The 21,589-nt window shown below is 37.7% G+C and carries 21 protein-coding genes, 8 tRNA genes and 1 rRNA gene; 29 read left to right on the forward strand and 1 reads right to left on the reverse strand.

All coding sequences use genetic code 11. From position 1 onward, the window contains the following. From ACFVR1_RS09120 to ACFVR1_RS09140, 5 genes are all read left to right on the forward strand, one after another. Window positions 1–1,371, forward strand: coding sequence for a UDP-N-acetylmuramoyl-tripeptide--D-alanyl-D-alanine ligase (locus ACFVR1_RS09120; protein WP_387583231.1), 1,371 nt, complete (start codon window positions 1–3; stop codon window positions 1,369–1,371). Between the two features lie 22 nt (window positions 1,372–1,393). Continuing rightward, complete coding sequence (locus tag ACFVR1_RS09125) at window positions 1,394–2,113, forward strand: alpha/beta hydrolase (RefSeq protein WP_387583234.1); 720 nt, start codon at window positions 1,394–1,396, stop codon at window positions 2,111–2,113. A 335-nt stretch (window positions 2,114–2,448) separates the two neighbouring features. Then, window positions 2,449–4,005, forward strand: a complete 1,557-nt coding sequence (gene cshA, locus ACFVR1_RS09130; protein ID WP_387583237.1) for a degradosome RNA helicase CshA — start codon at window positions 2,449–2,451, stop codon at window positions 4,003–4,005. A 912-nt stretch (window positions 4,006–4,917) separates the two neighbouring features. Then, the gene (locus ACFVR1_RS09135) at window positions 4,918–5,397 is read left to right on the forward strand and encodes a PH domain-containing protein (RefSeq protein ID WP_387583240.1); all 480 of its coding nucleotides are present in this window, start codon (window positions 4,918–4,920) and stop codon (window positions 5,395–5,397) included. After that, complete coding sequence (locus ACFVR1_RS09140) at window positions 5,390–6,895, forward strand: PH domain-containing protein (RefSeq protein WP_387583242.1); 1,506 nt, start codon at window positions 5,390–5,392, stop codon at window positions 6,893–6,895. The genes ACFVR1_RS09135 and ACFVR1_RS09140 overlap by 8 nt, the downstream gene beginning before the upstream one ends. Window positions 6,896–6,996: 101 nt before the next feature. Here ACFVR1_RS09140 and ACFVR1_RS09145 read toward each other — a convergent pair whose 3' ends face one another. Then, entirely contained in the window at window positions 6,997–7,623 is a 627-nt protein-coding gene (locus ACFVR1_RS09145; protein ID WP_387583245.1) for a rhomboid family intramembrane serine protease, read from the reverse strand. A gap of 66 nt (window positions 7,624–7,689) precedes the next feature. On the opposite strand from ACFVR1_RS09145, the gene acpS reads away from it, so the two are divergent. The 24 genes from acpS to ACFVR1_RS09265 all read left to right on the forward strand — a co-directional run. Next, window positions 7,690–8,043, forward strand: coding sequence for a holo-ACP synthase (gene acpS / locus ACFVR1_RS09150; RefSeq protein ID WP_387583248.1), 354 nt, complete (start codon window positions 7,690–7,692; stop codon window positions 8,041–8,043). 58 nt (window positions 8,044–8,101) lie between these two features. After that, the gene (locus ACFVR1_RS09155) at window positions 8,102–9,121 is read left to right on the forward strand and encodes a LolA family protein (protein ID WP_387583250.1); all 1,020 of its coding nucleotides are present in this window, start codon (window positions 8,102–8,104) and stop codon (window positions 9,119–9,121) included. 69 nt (window positions 9,122–9,190) lie between these two features. Then, window positions 9,191–10,300, forward strand: a complete 1,110-nt coding sequence (gene alr, locus ACFVR1_RS09160; protein ID WP_387583253.1) for an alanine racemase — start codon at window positions 9,191–9,193, stop codon at window positions 10,298–10,300. Window positions 10,301–10,430: 130 nt separating this feature from the next. Further along, complete coding sequence (locus ACFVR1_RS09165; RefSeq protein WP_387583256.1) at window positions 10,431–10,712, forward strand: transcriptional regulator; 282 nt, start codon at window positions 10,431–10,433, stop codon at window positions 10,710–10,712. 4 nt (window positions 10,713–10,716) lie between these two features. Then, the gene (locus ACFVR1_RS09170) at window positions 10,717–11,067 is read left to right on the forward strand and encodes a type II toxin-antitoxin system PemK/MazF family toxin (RefSeq protein WP_387583259.1); all 351 of its coding nucleotides are present in this window, start codon (window positions 10,717–10,719) and stop codon (window positions 11,065–11,067) included. A 617-nt stretch (window positions 11,068–11,684) separates the two neighbouring features. Then, window positions 11,685–12,512 carry an STAS domain-containing protein gene (locus tag ACFVR1_RS09175; protein WP_387583261.1) on the forward strand — a complete coding sequence of 276 codons (828 nt, stop codon included), beginning with the start codon at window positions 11,685–11,687 and terminating at the stop codon, window positions 12,510–12,512. Next, window positions 12,512–12,874, forward strand: a complete 363-nt coding sequence (locus ACFVR1_RS09180) for an STAS domain-containing protein (protein ID WP_387583263.1) — start codon at window positions 12,512–12,514, stop codon at window positions 12,872–12,874. The genes ACFVR1_RS09175 and ACFVR1_RS09180 overlap by 1 nt, the downstream gene beginning before the upstream one ends. A gap of 6 nt (window positions 12,875–12,880) precedes the next feature. After that, entirely contained in the window at window positions 12,881–13,282 is a 402-nt protein-coding gene (locus ACFVR1_RS09185; RefSeq protein ID WP_387583266.1) for an anti-sigma regulatory factor, read from the forward strand. Window positions 13,283–13,297: 15 nt separating this feature from the next. Beyond that, window positions 13,298–14,296: a PP2C family protein-serine/threonine phosphatase gene (locus tag ACFVR1_RS09190; protein ID WP_387583269.1), complete on the forward strand. Its 999-nt coding sequence runs from the start codon at window positions 13,298–13,300 to the stop codon at window positions 14,294–14,296. 212 nt (window positions 14,297–14,508) lie between these two features. After that, window positions 14,509–14,853: an anti-sigma factor antagonist gene (locus tag ACFVR1_RS09195; protein ID WP_387583272.1), complete on the forward strand. Its 345-nt coding sequence runs from the start codon at window positions 14,509–14,511 to the stop codon at window positions 14,851–14,853. Next, on the forward strand, window positions 14,840–15,310 hold the full coding sequence (gene rsbW / locus ACFVR1_RS09200) for an anti-sigma B factor RsbW (protein ID WP_387583275.1): 471 nt from the start codon (window positions 14,840–14,842) through the stop codon (window positions 15,308–15,310). The genes ACFVR1_RS09195 and rsbW overlap by 14 nt, the downstream gene beginning before the upstream one ends. Beyond that, complete coding sequence (gene sigB, locus ACFVR1_RS09205; protein ID WP_387583278.1) at window positions 15,288–16,073, forward strand: RNA polymerase sigma factor SigB; 786 nt, start codon at window positions 15,288–15,290, stop codon at window positions 16,071–16,073. The genes rsbW and sigB overlap by 23 nt, the downstream gene beginning before the upstream one ends. After that, complete coding sequence (locus ACFVR1_RS09210) at window positions 16,070–16,666, forward strand: PP2C family serine/threonine-protein phosphatase (RefSeq protein ID WP_387583280.1); 597 nt, start codon at window positions 16,070–16,072, stop codon at window positions 16,664–16,666. Before sigB ends, ACFVR1_RS09210 begins: the two co-directional genes overlap by 4 nt. A 60-nt stretch (window positions 16,667–16,726) precedes the next feature. Beyond that, entirely contained in the window at window positions 16,727–18,895 is a 2,169-nt protein-coding gene (locus tag ACFVR1_RS09215; RefSeq protein WP_387583283.1) for a Tex family protein, read from the forward strand. Between the two features lie 99 nt (window positions 18,896–18,994). Continuing rightward, entirely contained in the window at window positions 18,995–19,465 is a 471-nt protein-coding gene (locus tag ACFVR1_RS09220) for a SprT family protein (protein ID WP_387583286.1), read from the forward strand. A gap of 80 nt (window positions 19,466–19,545) precedes the next feature. After that, window positions 19,546–19,620: transfer RNA gene (locus ACFVR1_RS09225), tRNA-Asn, on the forward strand. Between the two features lie 4 nt (window positions 19,621–19,624). Further along, a tRNA-Glu gene (locus tag ACFVR1_RS09230) sits at window positions 19,625–19,696 on the forward strand. Window positions 19,697–19,718: 22 nt separating this feature from the next. Then, window positions 19,719–19,794 (forward strand) — tRNA-Asp (locus ACFVR1_RS09235). Between the two features lie 3 nt (window positions 19,795–19,797). Continuing rightward, window positions 19,798–19,872 (forward strand) — tRNA-Gln (locus tag ACFVR1_RS09240). A gap of 9 nt (window positions 19,873–19,881) precedes the next feature. After that, window positions 19,882–19,954: transfer RNA gene (locus ACFVR1_RS09245), tRNA-Lys, on the forward strand. Between the two features lie 65 nt (window positions 19,955–20,019). Beyond that, window positions 20,020–20,106: transfer RNA gene (locus tag ACFVR1_RS09250), tRNA-Leu, on the forward strand. Between the two features lie 11 nt (window positions 20,107–20,117). After that, window positions 20,118–20,194 (forward strand) — tRNA-Arg (locus ACFVR1_RS09255). 29 nt (window positions 20,195–20,223) lie between these two features. Beyond that, window positions 20,224–20,297: transfer RNA gene (locus tag ACFVR1_RS09260), tRNA-Gly, on the forward strand. A 146-nt stretch (window positions 20,298–20,443) separates the two neighbouring features. Next, window positions 20,444–21,589, forward strand: a 16S ribosomal RNA gene (locus ACFVR1_RS09265); the annotation flags it as partial.

A 21,589-nucleotide genomic window follows, 5' to 3' on the forward strand; every position in this document is an offset into this window, starting at 1 on the left:
TTGAAAAAAAGATTAGCTGAAATTGCGACATGGTTAAATCTGGAATCTACCCACGAGCAGAATCCACTTGTTACAGGGGTATCGATTAATACAAGAACATTGCAGCCAGGAGATATATTTATCCCATTTCGGGGAGAACATATGAATGGGCATCATTTTGTCCAAGATGCTTTTGACAAAGGAGCAGTAGCATCTTTTTGGTTACAGGATGAACCAAATCCACCTAAAGGTGTTCCTCTTTTATTTGTTGAAAATGGGGAAAAAGCTCTTCAGGAGATGGCGGCTGCTTATCGTGCTGAGTTGAAAACAGTTTTCATCGGAATCACTGGTTCAAATGGGAAAACCTCTACAAAAGATTTAGTAGCAGGCATGCTTTCTCCTTATTTCCGAGTAAAGAAAACGGAAGGTAATTTTAATAATGAATTAGGAATGCCTTTAACGATCCTCTCGCTTGAAGAAAATACAGAGTTTTCTGTACTAGAAATGGGAATGAGTTCCTTTGGAGAAATAGAGTTCTTATCGAATCTTGCAAAGCCAACTTATACAGTCATTACGAATATTGGAGAAGCTCACATGCAAGATCTTGGGTCTCGAGAAGGAATTGCTAAAGCTAAGTTTGAAATCATTTCTGGGTTAAAAGAAAATGGAAAGTTATTCTATGATGGAGATGAGCCGTTACTTCGTCCATTTGTGGAAAGTGTACCTTCTATAATGACAAAATCATTTGGTGTGGATGAACAAAATGATTTGCGTATTGCGGAAGTAGCCTTTACGGAACAAGGAAGCTTATTTCGTGTATCCGGTGAATTAAATGAAGAAATGTCTATTCCCATTTTAGGAGAGCACCAGGTGAAAAATACATTGGCGGCTTTATTAATAGGAAAAGAAGTAGGGTTATCAGCTGATCAAATGCGTGAAGCATTGAAGCATATCGTCTTAACAGATATGCGTATGCAAGTTGTAGAAGCGTCAAATGGAGCTATTTTTATCAATGATGCATACAATGCCGCTCCTACATCGATGCGGGCAGCTATATCTTTTGTGGAAAAATCAACGATTAAACCAGAGAAATGGCTCGTCCTAGGAGACATGTTAGAACTTGGTGAAAACGAAAAGCAATACCATGAAGAGATAAGTACTGCTATTTCAAATTCAATTTTTACAGGGATTTGCTTATTTGGACCAAGAATGAAATGGTTATATAGTAAGTTAAAAGAAAATTTCAATGAAGACCGTATTATTTGGGTTGAAAATGATTACGGACAACTGATTTCCTTTATAGAAAAACATATCAATGAACAATCTATTGTTTTAGTGAAGGGCTCACGTGGAATGAAATTAGAAAGAGTAATTGAACCGTTCCAAAAATAAAAAAAGGGAATGGAGGGACATTATGAAAACAGGTGTACTTTGCATTCATGGATTTACCGGTGGACCCTATGAACTAGAACCATTTGTAGATTTTCTAAAAGCAAATACACACTGGGAAATAGTTGTCCCTACACTACCTGGACATGGGGAAACGCTAGCCCTTGAAAAATTATCTGCGGAAAATTGGATGATGGCAGCAGAACAAACACTAAGACAGCTTCAAAAAGAGGTAGAACGGGTGTATGTAATTGGATTTTCAATGGGTGGTCTAATTGCATTATATTTAGCAAATCGTTATCCAATCGATAAACTAATCTTATTAAGTGCAGCTGCCAAGTACGTGTACCCAAACCAATTACTGAAGGACATTCGCGAGATTGCAAAAGAGGCTTTGACTGGAAAATTAGAGAACAACCAGTTATACAAGTTTTATAGGAGGAAATTTAAAAATACTCCTATTCATGCCGCTTTAGAATTTATGCGAGTAGTACGTATAGTGGAGCCTTTTTATGGCCAAATTACAATACCAGTCTTTTTAGTACAAGGAAAAAAAGATGGTATTGTTCCATATATGGCTGCTCAGTTTTTGTTTGACCAGTTGGGTTCAGTAAAAAAAGAGTTAACTTACTTAGAAAAAGGGAAGCATCATATATGCTATAGCGAGGATTGTGAAGTTTGGTTTACTAAAGCACTTCGGTTTTTAAAGGACGAAGAGGTGGAAACTGAGAAAGTAATTAACTAACAATTACAACAGTTGCTAATTCATTGCAACTAATTATAAGGCATGATATACTACGTTTAGAGCAATGGATACATTTTGTGTGAAGACTCTTCAGCATTTGATGAAGAGTACTTTTTTTTGAACATAACGGTTTGTTGAAGGAATCAGATTTGCTTATTCATTAACGAACCGCTCGGCAAAAGACCGGGCTTTCCCTTTATATAAGACCCCTCTGAACAGTAAACCACAGAGAATTTTAAGTAACGGAAACGTTCCTCGTATAGGCTCGAATTTGCCGCAATTTCATCTGAAAATGTAACCATTTGTCAAAACAGAACAAAAAGGAGATTAAAATTTTGACAAATTTTTCAGAATTAAATATTAGTGCTTCTACATTAAAATCCGTTCAACGTATGGGTTTTGAAGAAGCAACACCAATCCAAGAAGGTACTATTACACATGCTATGAGTGGCCGTGATGTTATTGGTCAAGCACAGACTGGTACAGGTAAAACTGCAGCTTTTGGTATCCCTATGATTGAAAAAATTGATACTAAAAACCCGAACATTCAAGCTTTAATTATCGCTCCAACACGTGAACTAGCAATCCAAGTTTCAGAAGAGCTATATAAATTAGGATATGACAAAAAAGTTCGTCTTTTATCTGTATATGGTGGTCAAGAAATTGGTCGTCAAATTCGTGCACTAAAAAACAAACCTCAAGTAATTGTTGGTACACCAGGTCGTATTCTTGACCATATCAACCGTCGTACATTGAAGCTTGATCAAGTGCAAACACTTATCTTAGACGAAGCAGATGAAATGCTTAACATGGGATTCATCGAAGATATCAATACAATTTTAGAAAGTGTTCCTGCTGAGCGTCAAACATTATTGTTCTCAGCTACAATGCCAGGACCTATTCGTAAAATTGCAGATAAATTTATGAAAGATCCAGTTGAAGTTAAAATCAAGTCTAAAGAAATGACTGTTGAAAACATTGAACAGTTCTATGTAAAAGCAACTGAACGTGAAAAATTTGATGTTCTTTCTAGAATATTAAATGTACACCAACCAGAACTTGCAATTATTTTTGGTCGTACAAAGCGTCGTGTTGACGAACTAGCACATGCATTAAGCATCCGTGGTTACTTAGCGGAAGGAATTCATGGTGATTTAAGTCAAGCGAAACGTATGTCAGTATTAAAACAATTTAAATCAAATAAAATCGACATTCTTGTTGCAACTGATGTAGCTGCACGTGGATTAGATATTTCTGGCGTAACACATGTATATAACTTTGATATCCCACAAGATCCTGAGAGCTATGTTCACCGTATTGGTCGTACAGGACGCGCAGGAAAAAGTGGTATTGCTGTAACATTCGTAACGCCAAGAGAAATGGGTTACTTACGTATTGTAGAAGATACAACGAAAAAACGTATGACTGCTCTTCGTCCTCCAAGTTCAGATGAAGCGCTAATTGGTCAACAACGTGTTGCAATTGAAACGTTAACAGAAGTTGTGAATAAAAACGATTTAGGCGATTACCGCACATTAGCAGCAGAAATGCTTGAAAATTTTGAAGCAGTTGATGTTATTGCTGCTGCTTTAAAAACATTAACAAAAGAGCCAGATGATACACCAATCGCTCTTTCTGAAGAACGTCCATTACCAGCTCGTAGAGAACGTAGCGGTGGTGGCGGACGCAGCGGTGGCGGTGGTTACAAAGGTAACCGCAGCGGCGGTGGCGGACGTAGTTCATCTTCAAGTCGCGGAGGAAGCGATCGCGGATCTTCACGTTCTGGTGGCGGTTCTCGTCCAAGCAGCGGCGGAGCACGTCGTAGCAGCGGTCCTCGTGACGGTTCTACTCAACGTAGCACAAGAACTCGCTCAACTCGCAGCGAAAGCTAATAGTATAATTCAAAAGGATGATCCTACATTTTTAAGTGGGATCATCCTTTTTTTCGGTTTCTATAATATTTGTTGGGGGATCCGCACAATTTTAAAAGTTCAATTTATATAATCGCCCATTCTTTTTCGCCAGGTGTTTACGGTAGGAAAAGGTGGATTTCCGTTTCAGGTGGACGCGTTCCGCGGGGGCGCCGCTTACGCGTGCGTTGCGTTGTGATGATTCATCTGGCTCACAGAGGAACAAAGTCTAAAAGCGCCACATCGTGTGGCAACGCCTTCGTGACCAACATCCTGTTGGCCTCCGCAGAGTCGTCACCCTTCACTACAATCCATTAAGTGAGTAGTACCTAAGTAAGAGATGCTATTGCTTTTTAAAATGTAATAGGCATTCACCCTTTACACACTAGTTGATTGGAGTGTCACTTTCTTTTGCTAATCCATATGGCAAGTGGAATTAGAGAAAAATAGATAGTATCCAAAGGTAAAGAAGGGAAGAGCTTGCGAAATTGTATTTTCGGAAGCTTTTAAAAGAGTAGGAAAGTATTTTTTCTCTAATTATCCAAACCAAACGCACCATGTCCTCACCAATTCCAAGAGGGCGACGGACAAACAACCGCCGCAGGATTACCGAAAAAATGGATCGTGAAGTGACACAGTCACTTCACGATCCATTACTATAACGGTAATGATGTAGCTAGTGTTTCGTCCAAAGCACTTTGGAATTAGTGAGACCAGCTGCACTTAAAGGGTGCTTGAGGTTTTCTTATGTAAAACTATCTTAAAAGATCTTAGAAAACAAAGAGTATCTTAGAAAAAACCTCATTTTTCTTTAAAAATAACTCCACATTTCTATTTATTTGAAACACTTTTCCACTTAAATCGTATACAATGACTAGGGAAGAGGTGTTTAATATGAGGAAAGAGCCAATTAATCGATTATCACAAAAAGGATTGCGGGTATGGAGAATCTATGGAATTTTTCAAACACTTATCGCGCTGATAGTTGGAATCGGTGTTAGTGCAATTAATTATTTTATTGGAAATTATATGTGGGTATATTTAGTTACTGGAGTAGTTGTTCTATTGCTCGCATACTTTTTAATATATTTGTTTCCAAAAGTTAGATGGATGCGATGGAGATATGAAGTCCGAGATCAAGAGATTGAATTACAACACGGCTTATTTGTTATAAAACGAACGTTAGTGCCTATGGTTCGTGTTCAACATGTTGACACAGAGCAGGGACCAATATTAAGAAAATATGACTTGGCATCTATTACTATTTCAACAGCAGCTACTAATCATATAATTCCTGCACTTGTTACTGCAGAAGCTGACGAGTTGAGAGGGAGAATATCTGTACTGGCAAGGGTGGCAGAAGATGATGTCTAATGAAAAGTACAAATTACATCCAGTTTCAGCAATTATAAACTTTATTAAAGTTTTAAAAGATATGATCTTTCCTTTTATTGTCGTTTTTGTAGTAAATGGCTTCGGAAGTAACGGGGAGTCCAGTGGTTGGTCCTCGTTTATTACATATAGCATATATGGTATTGTATTAATTTTTCTTCTAGTGAGTGGAATTGTTAAATGGAAGAGATTCAGATATTGGTTTGAAGAAGAAGAGCTGCGTATTGAATACGGCTTGTTTGTAAAGAAAAAGAGGTATATTCCTTTTGAACGGATTCAAAGTTTGAACTATACTGAAGGTATTTTTCATAGACCGTTCGGACTCGTAAAAGTCAAAGTCGAAACAGCTGGCGGTGGACCAACAAAAGAAGCTGATGCAGAACTAACGGCAATTAGGAAAGAAGCTGCAGAACAAATAAAAAGAGAAATGATGCAAGCAAAGAACAAACAATCAGCTGAAATAGAAGAAATAAACATTGAAGAAGTTATTGCTCAAGAAGCTCGTCCAATCTTTAAAATGTCTATAAAGGATTTATTTGTGTTAGCAAGTACTTCAGGAGGAGTTGGTGTATTTTTCTCTGGTCTTGCCGTATTTGCATCGCAGTTTTCTAATATTATTCCATATGAAATGATATATGATGAATTTATTGTGTTCATACGATTTGGAGCATTAATAATAGTACTTGGAGTTTTCTTTGTTTTATTGATTGCTTGGATTGTGTCAGTTATTATCACTTTAATTAATTTCTATAATTTTATGATTCGAGTAGAGGATAACGAGATTATTATTACTAGGGGTCTTTTAGAGAAGAAAAAAATAACACTTCCTCTTTCGCGTATTCAAGGATTAAGAGTCGTAGAAAATCCTCTACGTCAACTAATTGGCTATGCGTCTGTAATTGTTGATAGTGCTGGTGGATCTCTTGAAGAAAAAGATGAAAAAATTCGTCTGTTACCATTAATTAAAAAAACGGAGATTAACTCCATATTGGAACAAATTTTTCAAGATCTAGATTTAGAACCTGAATTAATAACCGTTCCGAAAAGATCAAGAAAGTTTTTTTATCGATTAGATTTTCTTTGGATTGTTCCTCTCTCAACTGCAGTTATTTACTTTTTTTATCCTTTTGGGCTTCTATCATTAATCTTGCTGCCTCTAAGTTATTTCTTAGGAATATGGAAACATAGAGCCGCGGGATATGCGGTAAATGGTCAACACTTAGTGATGAGATATCGAAATTTTAGTAAAGTAACTATTTGGATGGAGAAAAGGAGAATTCAGTCGATAACAGAGAGAATGACATTTTTTCAAAAAAGAAAAAACGTTTCATCAATTGTTACTACTATTAAATCTGGTGTTGGTGGTGCAACATCAATAGCTCCTCATCTAGATAAAGCAGATGCAGAAAAACTAATGAATTGGTACCAACCAATGAGGACTACCACTATACAAAAAGAAAAAGAACAGCCAAGTGAATAATGGTTGTTCTTTTCTTTTTTCTTTTAAAAATTTCGTCCAATGCACACTTGAATAACTGAAGATAATTGCTCTTAAACTGCAGCTACACTTACCTTACTACTTTAGACTACTTTAAATTTGTTCTTCTTCTTTTTCCATGCAGCAATTCGTTTTGGATGGAAGTAAATCATTCCAATAATAAAACCTGTTATTAGACCTACAATATGCGCAGTAATATTAATATTTGATTGAAGGAACGTCATAATCACACCTATTACTATAATAGGTAAAATAATTTGTTTTAACTGTGGCATGAAATTTCTTGTATAATATACCAAAGCACCAAAAGCTCCTAATATACCATAAATCGCACCACTTGCCCCAACGCTCTGATAATTCCATTCAAAAAATAAATATGTGCAAACATTACCAATAAAACCAGCTAAAAAGTAAATGGTTAAGAATCTTGCTTTTCCAGCGAGTTGTTCTAGTTCAGGTCCAAATAAATACAAAGAGAACATGTTGAATAGAAGGTGCATGAAACCTAAATGTAAAAACATTGGTGTTATTAAACGCCAATATTCTCCTTCACTAATGAGTAAATTAAAACCAATTCCCAAATTGAATAGTTGATTTCCGACAATCGGTATACTTGTTATAATAAAGACTAAAATGTTTAACGACAGCAAAGTAGATACAACGGGATAAAATTTTATATACTGTTTCAAGTTTTCTCTTCTTACAAACATATCGTCACCTCAAATTTTCTACTCATAGTATAGCCTGTATTAGAGGCATTGGAAAGGAGGAACTTCATGATTACTGGAATTGGATTAGATATTACCGAGTTAAGTAGAATAAAATCTATAAAAACTAAAACGAAAAAATTTGAAGAGCGGGTTTTAACAGTTCAAGAAATAGTCCAGATGAATCAACTATCTGAACATAGACAAATTGAATTTTTAGCAGGCCGTTTCGCTGCAAAAGAAGCATTTGCAAAAGCAAAAGGTACAGGAATAGGAAAAGAATGTAGCTTTCAAGACATTGAAATAATACGAGAATCTAGTGGTAAGCCGAGCTTGTACTTTAAAGGCAATCAAGTAAATGGTTTCGTTTCTATTACACACACAAAAGAATATGCGGCTGCTCAAGTAATTCTGCAATCATAAACGGTAGTCCACCTACATACAATGAATGAACGCAGTGATAATAGAAAGGATGGACTGATTGAAAAGCCGATTGGCTAAGTGTTTATTTGCAATAACGATGATCCTGTTACTTTCTGCATGTGGAGCCCAATCCAAAGAAGATGTTTTAAAAAAGTTGAGTAGTAAATGGGTAGATACGAAAGGGTATGAATTGACTGCGGAAATGAGCATAATGACAGGTCAAGAGCCTAAAATCTATCAAGTGGAAGTATGGCACACAAAACCAGATTTTTACCGTGTTAAAGTTTCAGATACGAATGACGAAAATACCCAAATGATTGTGCGTAACAAAGAAGGCGTTTTTGTTGTAACACCTGCATTGAACAAAACATATAAATTTCAAAGTAAATGGCCATCTGAAAATAGCCAAGCCTATTTAATAGGTTCACTGGCACAAGACATTAAAAAAGATAAATCATCGACGTTCAAAGAAGAAGGCGGCAAATATGTTTTTGAAACAAAAACAAGTAACAATCACAAAAATATGTTGCCAATTCAAAGGATTTATATCGATAAAAAGACTTTATTGCCAACACGTGTTTCTATCTTAAATGAAAATAAAGAAGAGCAAATCAATGTTAAGTTTAAACAAGTTACTCTAGGTAAAGTACACTCTGCTGGAGAATTCAAAATTGAACAAACTCCTACAGGACAAATGGATAAAGGTACAGTAGAAGCATCTGCTGAAATAGACGATCCAGCATTTGAAACTCATTATCCAATGGTACAATGGGATCAATTGCACTTGTTAGAAGAAAAAGTGCTCGATGTAGATGGAGATAAACGAGTTATTTTAACATATAGTGGTGACAAGCAGTTTACAATTATACAACAGTTAAGTGATAAGAGCACCTCATCAACCATTCCTGTATTTGCTCCAGGAGATCCTGTTGATTTAGGGTTTGCTATTGGTGCGGTAACCGATCAATCTATTGCATGGGAACAAGATGGTATGTCCTTTTACCTTGCTTCCACTTCTTTAACAAAAGAAGAAATGATTGAAGTAGCCTCTTCCATGTCTACATCTGAATTGAAATGATTTGTATTGACGTCCACTTCTTCTGAGGAGGATAATAGGTACAAAATTGCTGGGAAAGAAGGAAGTACCATGTCGAAAACGTATTACCGGCCAACATTCGTCCATATAAATTTAAAAGCTATAAAATCCAATATTCGAAATTTGAAAAAAATGCTCCCACCACACACACAAATAATTGCAGCAATAAAAGCAAACGCATACGGTCATGGTGACATTGAAGTGGCAAAAGCAGCGTTGAGTGCAGGTGCTACACAATTAGCTGTTGCAACTCCAGAAGAAGCACTCCGCATAAGAGAGGCAGAAATAACTGCTGAACTTCTTGTTTTGGGGGCTGCATCAGCTTCCTTCTTACAAAAAGCTTCCGAACAAAATATAACCTTAACAGCTTATTCTCTTGAATGGCTTCAATCTATTCAACATTTTGGTAAACCTTTGAAAGTTCATGTGAAAATTGATAGTGGAATGGGAAGAATTGGTTTTGTAAAAGAAAATGAATTAAAAGAGGCACTAACTTTTATAAAAGAAAAAAGCTGGATTCAGGTAACTGGTGTATTTACACATTTTTCGACAGCGGATGAAGAAGAAGAACAAGAACATTTTAAAACCCAAGTGGAGAGATTTGAAAGATTACTTGCACTATTCGACGAAAAACCTAAAATGGTGCACGCATCGAATAGTGCTGCTGTTCTAAGGTACCCCTCACAGTATTGGGATGCTGTACGTTTTGGGATTTCTATGTATGGAATTGCTCCCTCTTCTTTTATAAATGGAATACTTCCTTTTCCTTTAGAGCAAGCACTTTCTTTAGAGACCGAAGTAGTACATGTGAAAAAGGTGGAGAAAGGTACTCCGATTGGATATGGGGCAAAGTACAAGGCTGTTGAAGACGAATGGATAGCGACGCTTCCGATTGGTTATGCAGATGGACTATTACGAAAATTGCATAGTCAATCTGTTTTAGTAAAAGGAAAAAGAGTATCGATTGTAGGGAAGATATGCATGGATCAATGCATGATTCGACTCCGTGAACCTGTACCTCTTGGAGAAAAAGTGATATTAATAGGAAAACAAGGCGCAGAGGAAATTAAAATAGAAGAGTGGGCAAATGTATTGGAAACTATACCTTATGAGATTTGCTGCATGCTATCAAATAGGATTCCTAGAATCTATAGTGAATGAATCTCGACAAAATAGTCCTACATGCATAATTTGTCAAATCATTTCTCATTATGTCTTTTATTTAGACTCTAGTAATGGTAAGATGAAGTATATTGTCATATAGGGAAATGTTTTGTCGGAGGTGTTTGCTGTGGTAAGTGATAAAAAGAAAAAGGAAGCTATTATACAGCTTCCAAAGCAAATGGTTAATGAAGGAGTAAAGGTCGTAAAAAAATCATTAACTGGTAGTGAAAAAGTCGGTCGTGTCCAAGCAAATGAGTATTTTAAGAAAGAACAGTCAAATCTTATAAGAGAAGCGATGATGAAAGGCTATGTTGAAATGTCTCATATAAACTTATCCATTTGTACGGAATGTTTACATGCAGAGTATGAAGCACAACATACTACTGAGCGACTCGTAAGTGGAGGATGAAAACTTGATCGTAAAACGTGGGGACGTTTTTTTCGCAGATTTATCACCGGTAATCGGGTCTGAGCAAGGGGGAACCAGACCCGTTTTGGTGATTCAGAATGATATTGGTAATCGATTTAGTCCTACTGTTATTATTGCGGCAATAACTGCACAAATACAAAAAGCAAAATTGCCAACACATGTTGAAATAAATGCAAAGCAGTATGACTTCGAACGTGATTCTGTTATCTTATTAGAACAATTGCGAACAATAGATAAATCACGTCTAACCGATAAAATTACGCATCTTGATGAGGATGTAATGTACCAAGTAGATCATGCATTAGGAATAAGCTTAGGAATTGTAAAATTTTAATACATAGGTAAAAACACAGTGTGCAGCCGACAAAGGCACATTGTGTTTTTTTTATTAATCATGGACCTTTGTACAAGGATCCCGTTTCAAGCTGACGCTTTCCGCGGGCGTTGTCTTAGTCTCCTCGTTTCACTGCGGGGTCTTCGACGAACGACTGATCCCGCAGGAGTCGCCGCTTTACACTTCATCTATCCAGCTTACCGGGATGGATTCATTGTTCTTTCTATTCAATACTCTAAGGGAGTGCCCTAGGAGACGTTTTTTTCTGCCATGCAAACATCGGAAGCTATTTCCTTTTGGACAGTTGTTTTCTATCACTTTTCACAAATATATCCATCTCAAATAGTGTGCAAGTTAATTGAAGCGAAGGCGGCGACTTCTGCGGGAATAGCATGAGCTGAAGGCCCCACAGGAACGCAGTGACGAGGAGACTGAAGCCATGCCCGCGAAAAGCGCCCGCCATAGCGGAAATCATCGGTATTTCTACGGTAACTCATCTTAATTGGAGCAGGCGACTTTTTGCCCGGGTTTTCTTAACTAGCAAAATAGATGTAAAATAAGAAGATATTCGCTACAATATAAATACTAGTATTAGCTGAGGAGATGGATTCGTAATTATGAACAAACAAATCGAGTCATATATTCATGATAATATAGATGAAATATTGGAGAAATGGAAAATAAAAATGGAAGACGAAGAAGACGATCGATTCTTTCAAATTATGTCAGACAAAGTTATAGATAATATAGTTCGTGAATTTGGTGAGTTAATGATTTCAAGTTTAACAGAAAGTAAAGAGACTTATATGGAGAAGTTAAATGATTTTGCTGTCCAAGTTGTTCGTTATGGCTGGTCTATATCATTTGTTCTAAAAGCACTCACTAATTTTTCAGAAGTAATATATGAAAAAATGGATGAAGTAGGTTACTTAAATGACCGAAGTATTAAGTCACATAGAGAAATATTAACAAATTGGATAACACCGCTTAATCATAGCATTGTCGATGCGTATTCAAAGGTTTGGGAAAAAACAGTTCACTTGCAAAAAATAGCTTTACAAGAACTTTCGGCATCATTAATTCCTGTATTCGATAAAATATCTGTTATGCCATTAGTAGGTACAATCGATACAGAACGTGCAAAGTTAATTATGGAAAACCTATTACAAGGTGTTGTGAAGCACAGAGCGGAAGTCGTGTTGCTTGATATAACCGGAGTTCCTGTAGTAGATACAATGGTAGCTCATCATATCATTCAAGCGGCGGATGCTGTTCGTCTAGTAGGGGCAAAATGTATGTTAGTTGGTATTAGGCCAGAAATTGCACAGACAATTGTAACGTTAGGTATAAATTTAAATGATTTTACTACGACAAGTACAATGCAACGAGGAATGGAACAAGCTTTGGCATTGACTAATAGAGCTATAGTAGAGGTGAACTCATAATGATGACTAGAATACCAATATTAAAACTAAGAGAATGTCTTATTGTTTCTATTCAATGGGAACTAGATGACCAAACTGCTATAGCATTTCAAGAGGACTTATTGGACAAGCTCCATTCTACTGCTGCAAGAGGGGTTGTATTAGATTTAACACCAATCGATTTTATTGATTCCTTCATTGCAAAAGTGCTTGGCGATGTAATTAGTATGTCAGGTCTTATGGGAGCAAAGGTTGTTATTACAGGAATTCAACCTGCTGTTGCCATTACACTAATCGAATTAGGTATAAGGTTAGAAAACGTAGTAACAGCTCTAGACTTAGAAAATGGATTGGAAAAACTAGAACGAGAATTGGAGGACTAATTCATTATGAACTTAAAGTCTTCTGTCGATATTATATCAGAGTGGGACATTGTTGCTGCTAGACAGCTTGGAAGAAATGAAGCAAAAGAAGTTGGCTTCGGAACGGTGGATCAAGCTAGAATTACAACAGCAATCAGTGAACTTGCTCGTAATATTTATTTATATGCTGGAAAAGGTAATATAGAAATCAAACAAATTACAGAAGGCAATCTTACAGGGTTGTTAGTCATTGCATCGGATAAAGGACCAGGAATATCAGACGTACGAAAAGTAATGGAAGATGGTTATACAACATCAGGTGGCCTTGGTGCAGGTTTACCAGGGGTAAAGCGTTTAATGGATGATTTTAAAATTGAAACAGCTTTAGGAGAGGGCACTACGATTAGTGCTAAAAAGTGGCTTAGATAGGAGGTGAGATGAGTCATGCCTCAAGAATTTAAAAGACAATATAAAGAAATATTAAAACAATATACTTTAAGACAGACAGAACATAACCTGTATGAAGGCCAGAACTTCAGTAGACAATTAATTCAAAAGAATATTTCTCCAGAAGAGGTAATTAGCATACATAAGGCATCTCTAGAAGAAATAATTCCCGACTTGCCGGAGAATGTCTCTCATTCTTTTGATTTATTAATAGAAGTGATGATTCGATACGGATTGGCGTTAAAAGAACATCAAGCATTAATTAAAAAGCAAGAAGATTTTAAAGTGGAAATCGAACTTGCTTCAAATGTACAACAGACTTTACTTAAAACGAAAATACCCAGCATGAATGGTTTAGATATTGGTATGATTTCAGTTCCAGCACAAGAGATGAACGGAGATTATGCCTATTTTTTAAATGATGAGACAAGTGTAGGAGTTGCAGTTGCAGACGTTATAGGAAAGGGAATTCCAGCTGCACTATGTATGTCGATGATTAAATATGGCATGGACAGTTTAACAGGAGCTAAAACCGATCCTGTCATTGTTTTAGATGTTATTAATAGAATTGTTGAGAAAAGTGTAAGTGACTCCATGTTCATATCGATGTTCTATGGAACTTATGATACAGCGAAAAGCGAGTTTACATATGCATCGGCGGGACATGAACCTCCTCTTTTTTACTGTGCAAAGAGTAATTGTTTTACCGAGTTACAAACGAAAGGTTTGTTGCTTGGAGTTATACCCAACGTAAAATACGAACAGCGTTCAGTTGTATTTGATAAGGGCGATTTTGTTGTGATGATGACCGATGGAGTAACAGAATGTCGTTCAAAAGAGGGTTTCATTGAACAACAAACTATAATGGACATTATTGAAAGTGTACGAGATGAATCTGCTCAAACAATGGTAGAATATGTATTCAACAAATTAGAGGAATTACAAGATTTTGAGCAACGTGATGATTTTACACTTGTCATTTTCAAAAAAGTATAAGCTCATTTAGTTAAAGTTTTTTCTAAGTCTATAGATGTAAAAAAGTAGTTCATCGTGCAAGCGCGATGTACTGTTTTTTTATAAAATGAGAAAGACTTTTCTTTAAATTTCATTTCAGAGATTGGCACTTGAGCATTTCTTATAATAAATGTTTATCACTAGCTTTGATGGGGTATAGAATACTATATATAGCGAAGACGGGGGATAATGCAATGAATATTTCAGTAAAATTATTACAAGAAAATACGCGTGTTAAAGGTTTTATTACAGGAGAAATCGATGCCTTTACAGCGCCAGTTCTCAGAGAGAGATTAGCAGAGATCCAATTAACCGAAAATCTTAATATAGAATTGAATTTAAAAGATGTTTCTTATATGGATAGTACAGGATTAGGTGTATTTGTTGGTTTTTATAAAAGCGTAATAGCTTCTAATAGTCATTTAGTATTAACCGGTCTTTCATCGAGATTAAAACGATTGTTTGATATAACCGGTTTAGGTGAAATTATGGATATTCAAACAGCAAGTGAAGAGGTGAAAATAGATGAAACCGTTTGATTATGTGGAAATCCGACTGCCCGCAAAACCACAATATGTTAGTGTTGCACGTTTGACAATTTCAGGCTTAGCAAATCGAATTGGATTTACATATGACGAGATTGAAGATTTGAAAATAGCCACAAGTGAAGCTATTACAAACGCTGTCCAACATGCATACGTCGATAATGAAGAAGGAGAAGTGGTTATCGGATGTGCAATATATGAAGAAAAAATGGAAATTATGGTGGCGGATCATGGGAAGAGTTTTGATTTTGAAGAGACAAAAGCAAAAGTTGGTCCCTATCATGATTTAGAAGAAGGGTCGTTTCTAAGAGAAGGCGGTTTAGGTTTATATTTAATCGAGACGTTAATGGATGAAGTAAAAGTCCATCACCAAGAAGGTGTAACTGTATTTATGACGAAGTATGTCGGAGTAGAGCAGGTGGATGAAAATGTCGAACACATCACATCTTAACAGGCAATCCAAAGAACAAATATTAGAATGGATTGAAGAATATCAACAGACCGAGAGCGATGAGGCCCAAACCAAACTAGTGTTAAATTATAAAAGGTTGGTTGAATCTATCGCTCGAAAATATTCAAATGGTAAATCACACCACGAGGATATAGTACAAGTAGGGATGCTAGGTCTTTTAGGGGCAATCAGAAGATATGATCCAACTATTGGGAAAAGCTTCGAAGCGTTTGCTATCCCTACAATTATCGGTGAAATAAAACGGTTCTTGCGGGATAAGACTTGGGCGGTACATGTCCCAAGAAGAATTAAGGAACTTGGTCCACGTATAAGAGCAGCTGTAGAAACTTTAACAGTCGAATATCAACGTTCACCATTAGTGCAGGAAATAGCTGACTTTTTGGGGGAAGAAGTGGAAAATGTCTTAGAAGCCATGGAAATGAGTAAGAGTTATCAAGCGCTATCGATGGATCATTCGTTGGACTCAGATTCAGACGGCGGCACTATTACACTGTTTGATGTTATCGGGAGAGCAGATGGAGAATTCGAAAAAACAGATCAGCGTTTACTGGTATCTAATGCTCTCAGCATACTATCAGATCGTGAGAAAGAAATAATTCAGCTTACATACATGGAGCAGCTAAGTCAAAAAGAAACAGGCGAACGATTAGGTATTTCTCAAATGCATGTTTCAAGAATTCAAAGAAAAGCAATAAAAAAATTGCAAGAAGCAATTTTAGCGTCAGGTGGATTAAAACAGTGAAAATATTTTCAGATGAAAAGGTAGAAATGTATGTGTATCAAGAAGCAAAGACCGGAAATTTGGAATCTGGAGACACATATTATATTGATCAAAAAGAAGATTATTTAATTTGTGCCATTGCAGATGGATTGGGTAATGGACCAGTTGCCAAAGAGTCTGCGGATATTATGCCGGAAATTTTAGCGAAATACCCAAAGGAGTCGATAGATAGTCTACTTATACGTTGCAATGAATTAATGCTCCAAAAAAGAGGAGCCGCTGTAGCTATTGTGAAGGTAGATTATAAATTACAAACAATATCCTATAGCTGTGTGGGAAATATCAAATTTTATATGTACCAAAGTGAAACAGATAAAATGATCTATCCTTTACCAGTTATGGGTTACCTATCTGGAAGAAAGCAAAAGCTTCACACACAAACATATCCTTATAACAAAAATGACTTATTTTTATTGCATTCTGACGGTGTAAACTTGAAAAGTCCAAAAGCATTGATTAAACAATCGGTTAATGCACGATGCTTATACAAAGCTGTACTCGACGATATCGAACACGGCGATGATGCAACATTTATTACAGGAAGCTTACTCTAGTTAAATATTGGGTAAGCTTTTTTATGTTAAAATAAATAATAAGGAAAGGGTGTGTTTGTTTTGGAAATAAAGAAAATGCTGCAACTTGTTTCTAAAGAAACTGGAGTGAAAACAAGCCAAGCAGAACAAGTGATTAAACTACTAGAAGAAGGAAATACAGTTCCTTTTATAGCACGGTATAGAAAAGAACAAACTGGATCTTTGGATGAGGTGCAAATTAAAGCAGTCGAAGATCGTTACAATTACATACAACAGCTAGAACAACGAAAGGAAGAGGTCATTAGATTAATTGATGAGCAAGGAAAGTTAACAGAAGAATTATCTACTTCTATTCAAAATGCTACTGTACTACAACGTTTAGAAGATTTATATCGCCCGTATAAACAAAAGCGTAGAACGAAAGCGACGATTGCTAAAGAAAAAGGATTAGAACCTCTAGCAAAGTTGCTACTTACATTTCCTAAAGAATCTGTTAAAAAGCTTGCAAATGATTATTTGAGCGAAGAATTAGAGGTTCTTTCTATAGAAGAGGCACTTCAAGGAGCGAGAGACATTCTAGCTGAACAATTTGCAGATGATCCGAAAATCCGTGAACAAATACGGAATGTGTCTCGTTTAGATGGAAATATTATTTCTACAGTCAAAAAGGCTGAATTGGACGAGAAGAGTGTTTTTGAAATGTATTATGAGTACGCGGAACCTGTGAAAAAAATTGTCCCTCACAGAACTTTAGCGATTAATCGTGGAGAAAAAGAAGATGTGCTCAAAGTGAGTATTCAGGTTCCAATAGATAAAGTAACGAATCTCATGAAAAGCCAGTGGATAACTTATAATACTTCTAGTGATGCAGTTGAACATGTGGAAATGGCGATTGAAGACTCGTATAAACGCTTAATACAACCTTCTGTAGAACGAGAAATTCGAACAGAGCTAACGGAAAAAGCAGAAGCCCAAGCTATTCATATTTTCTCGGAAAATTTACGTAACCTTTTACTGCAACCGCCTTTAAAAGGAAAAGTTATTCTTGGCGTGGATCCGGCTTATCGAACTGGATGTAAGCTTGCGGTAGTTGATGATACAGGCAAGCTGCTAGAGGTTTCTGCAATTTATCCCCATGCTCCTAAAATGGACGTGGAAGGATCTAAAAAGAAAGTCCTTTCTTATATAAAGAAATATCCTATCTCTTTAATTGCTATTGGGAACGGAACCGCTTCTCGAGAAACAGAACAATTTATAGTAGATTGTCTAAAAGAAGTAGAAGGCGACGTTGCCTACGTTATTGTCAATGAAGCCGGAGCTAGTGTGTATTCTGCATCTGAAACTGCAAGAAATGAGTTCCCTGATTTACAGGTGGAGCAGCGAAGTGCTGTCTCAATTGCAAGAAGACTACAAGATCCGCTTGCTGAACTGGTAAAAATCGAACCAAAAGCAGTAGGAGTGGGGCAATACCAACACGATGTATCCCAAAAGAAACTGTCAGAATCTCTTTCTTTTATAGTAGAAACAGCTGTTAACCAAGTTGGAGTGAATGTAAATACTGCATCTGCGTCCTTGTTGCAATATGTTTCCGGTCTATCCAAAACTGTTGCAGAAAATGTAGTGAACTTGAGAAATGAGCAGGGAAGATTTACATCAAGGGCACAGCTGAAGAAAATTCCTCGCCTTGGTGCTAAGACATATGAGCAAGCTATAGGATTCTTACGTGTTCCAGATGCTAAAAATCCATTCGATGCTACAGGGATTCACCCTGAAAGCTATAAAGCCGCAGAGCAAGTATTAGAAATTGTAGGTTTAAAAAAGTCGCAAATCGGATCTAAGGAAGCCGAAGAGGCTTTGACAAATATAAATATTGTGGAAGTAAGTAAGGATTTAGAAATTGGTGAAATTACTTTAAAAGATATAGTTGAGACATTGATTAAGCCGACTAGAGATCCACGCGAAGCATTTCCGCAACCTATTTTGAAAAAAGACGTGCTTAAAATGGAAGATCTTCAAAAAGGTATGGAGCTTCAAGGAACCGTTCGAAACGTTGTAGACTTTGGTGCATTTGTTGATATCGGTGTAAAGCAAGATGGATTGGTTCATATTTCGAAGCTGAAAAAAGGCTTCGTTAAACATCCACTAGATGTTGTCTCGCTAGGTGATATTGTTACAGTGTGGGTCGAACAATACGATGCGAATAAAGGTAAGGTTTCTTTAACAATGCTTCCACCGGAACAACAACAATAAGAAAATAATGATTGTCCAATGACATTTTCATTGGACAATCTCTTTTTAATCTTAGATTCCATTCGAATTTACCGAGGTATATTTATAGGAGAGATACAAATGACAGATGAAAAACTTTATGAATTAATATGTAGTGTATCAAAAAGAGTCTTTGGGAAAGACTTTCAACATGAAGCATATTTTAATAATCGCCTTCGAACGACCGGAGGAAGATACATGCTACGGTCTCATCATATCCAAATAAATCCTCTTGTGTATGCAAAACATGGAATGGAAGAATTGATTGGCGTGATAAAGCATGAATTGTGTCACTATCATTTACATATAGAAGGAAAAGGTTATAAACATGGAGATAAGGATTTTAAGGAGCTATTAGCAAGAACCAATTCTCCAAGATTTTGTTCTACTCTTGTTGAAAGTACTAAACGCTCAAGAACTAAAATTTATGCTTATCAATGCAGAAAATGTTCATTAATTTATAGTCGAAAAATTCGATTAAATACGAACAAATATAGATGTGGCAAGTGTTTAGGAGACTTAGTTTTAATTCCAATGAAAAATTCTAAATAAATTTCGGAAAAGTAGTTGACGTTTGTTAAAAGGCTCTCTATAATAGAAAAAGTCGAGTAAAACAAAACGACAAAAATTATTCCGAAGTAGCTCAGTGGTAGAGCAATCGGCTGTTAACCGATTGGTCGTAGGTTCGAGTCCTACCTTCGGAGCCATTATGGCCCCTTGGTCAAGCGGTTAAGACACCGCCCTTTCACGGCGGTAACACGGGTTCGAATCCCGTAGGGGTCATTTATATATTTTAAGTTTTAGAGGTCCCGTGGTGTAGCGGTTAACATGCCTGCCTGTCACGCAGGAGATCGCCGGTTCGATCCCGGTCGGGACCGCCATGTTGGGGTATAGCCAAGCGGTAAGGCAACGGATTTTGATTCCGTCATGCCCTGGTTCGAATCCAGGTACCCCAGCCATTTTACTTCGAGCCATTAGCTCAGTTGGTAGAGCATCTGACTTTTAATCAGAGGGTCGTAGGTTCGAATCCTACATGGCTCATCATTTTGTTGTTGACAATCTCGATTTACGAGAGTATAATAAGTAGTGTCCTAATGAATAACTACGCGGTCGTGGCGGAACGGCAGACGCGCTAGGTTGAGGGCCTAGTGGGGGATAACCCCGTGGAGGTTCAAGTCCTCTCGGCCGCACCATTGCACATCATGCGCCCGTAGCTCAATTGGATAGAGCGTCTGACTACGGATCAGAAGGTTGTGGGTTCGACTCCTGCCGGGCGCGCCAAAAAAACAATAACAATTTGAATTATATATGCGGGTGTAGTTTAGTGGTAAAACCTCAGCCTTCCAAGCTGATGATGAGAGTTCGATTCTCTTCACCCGCTCCATTATTTAAAACCATGAACATTGAAAACTGAACATGCAAAACGTTAAGATATACAGCTTGAATGACTAACTTTGTTAGTTTGATAGCAAAAAATGACATCATTTAATGATGATGCCAGCAAAACAAAATGAGCTTTTTAAGTTCTCTATTATGGAGAGTTTGATCCTGGCTCAGGACGAACGCTGGCGGCATGCCTAATACATGCAAGTCGAGCGAATGATGAAGAAGCTTGCTTCTTCTGATTTAGCGGCGGACGGGTGAGTAACACGTGGGCAACCTGCCCTGTAGATTGGGATAACTCCGGGAAACCGGGGCTAATACCGAATAATCCATTTCCTCACATGTGGAAATGTTAAAAGACGGTTTCGGCTGTCACTACAGGATGGGCCCGCGGCGCATTAGCTAGTTGGTGAGGTAACGGCTCACCAAGGCGACGATGCGTAGCCGACCTGAGAGGGTGATCGGCCACACTGGGACTGAGACACGGCCCAGACTCCTACGGGAGGCAGCAGTAGGGAATCTTCCACAATGGACGAAAGTCTGATGGAGCAATGCCGCGTGAGTGAAGAAGGTTTTCGGATCGTAAAACTCTGTTGTGAGGGAAGAACAAGTACGAGAGTAACTGCTCGTACCTTGACGGTACCTCATTAGAAAGCCACGGCTAACTACGTGCCAGCAGCCGCGGTAATACGTAGGTGGCAAGCGTTGTCCGGAATTATTGGGCGTAAAGCGCGCGCAGGCGGTCCTTTAAGTCTGATGTGAAAGCCCACGGCTCAACCGTGGAAGGTCATTGGAAACTGGGGGACTTGAGTACAGAAGAGGAAAGCGGAATTCCAAGTGTAGCGGTGAAATGCGTAGAGATTTGGAGGAACACCAGTGGCGAAGGCGGCTTTCTGGTCTGTAACTGACGCTGAGGCGCGAAAGCGTGGGGAGCAAACAGGATTAGATACCCTGGTAGTCCACGCCGTAAACGATGAGTGCTAAGTGTTAGGGGGTTTCCGCCCCTTAGTGCTGCAGCTAACGCATTAAGCACTCCGCCTGGGGAGTACGGTCGCAAGACTGAAACTCAAAGGAATTGACGGGGGCCCGCACAAGCGGTGGAGCATGTGGTTTAATTCGAAGCAACGCGAAGAACCTTACCAGGTCTTGACATCCCGCTGACCGTTCTAGAGATAGATCTTTCCCTTCGGGGACAGCGGTGACAGGTGGTGCATGGTTGTCGTCAGCTCGTGTCGTGAGATGTTGGGTTAAGTCCCGCAACGAGCGCAACCCTTGATCTTAGTTGCCAGCATT

This window comes from Psychrobacillus sp. NPDC058041 (genome assembly GCF_042885655.1).
Classification (GTDB): domain Bacteria; phylum Bacillota; class Bacilli; order Bacillales_A; family Planococcaceae; genus Psychrobacillus.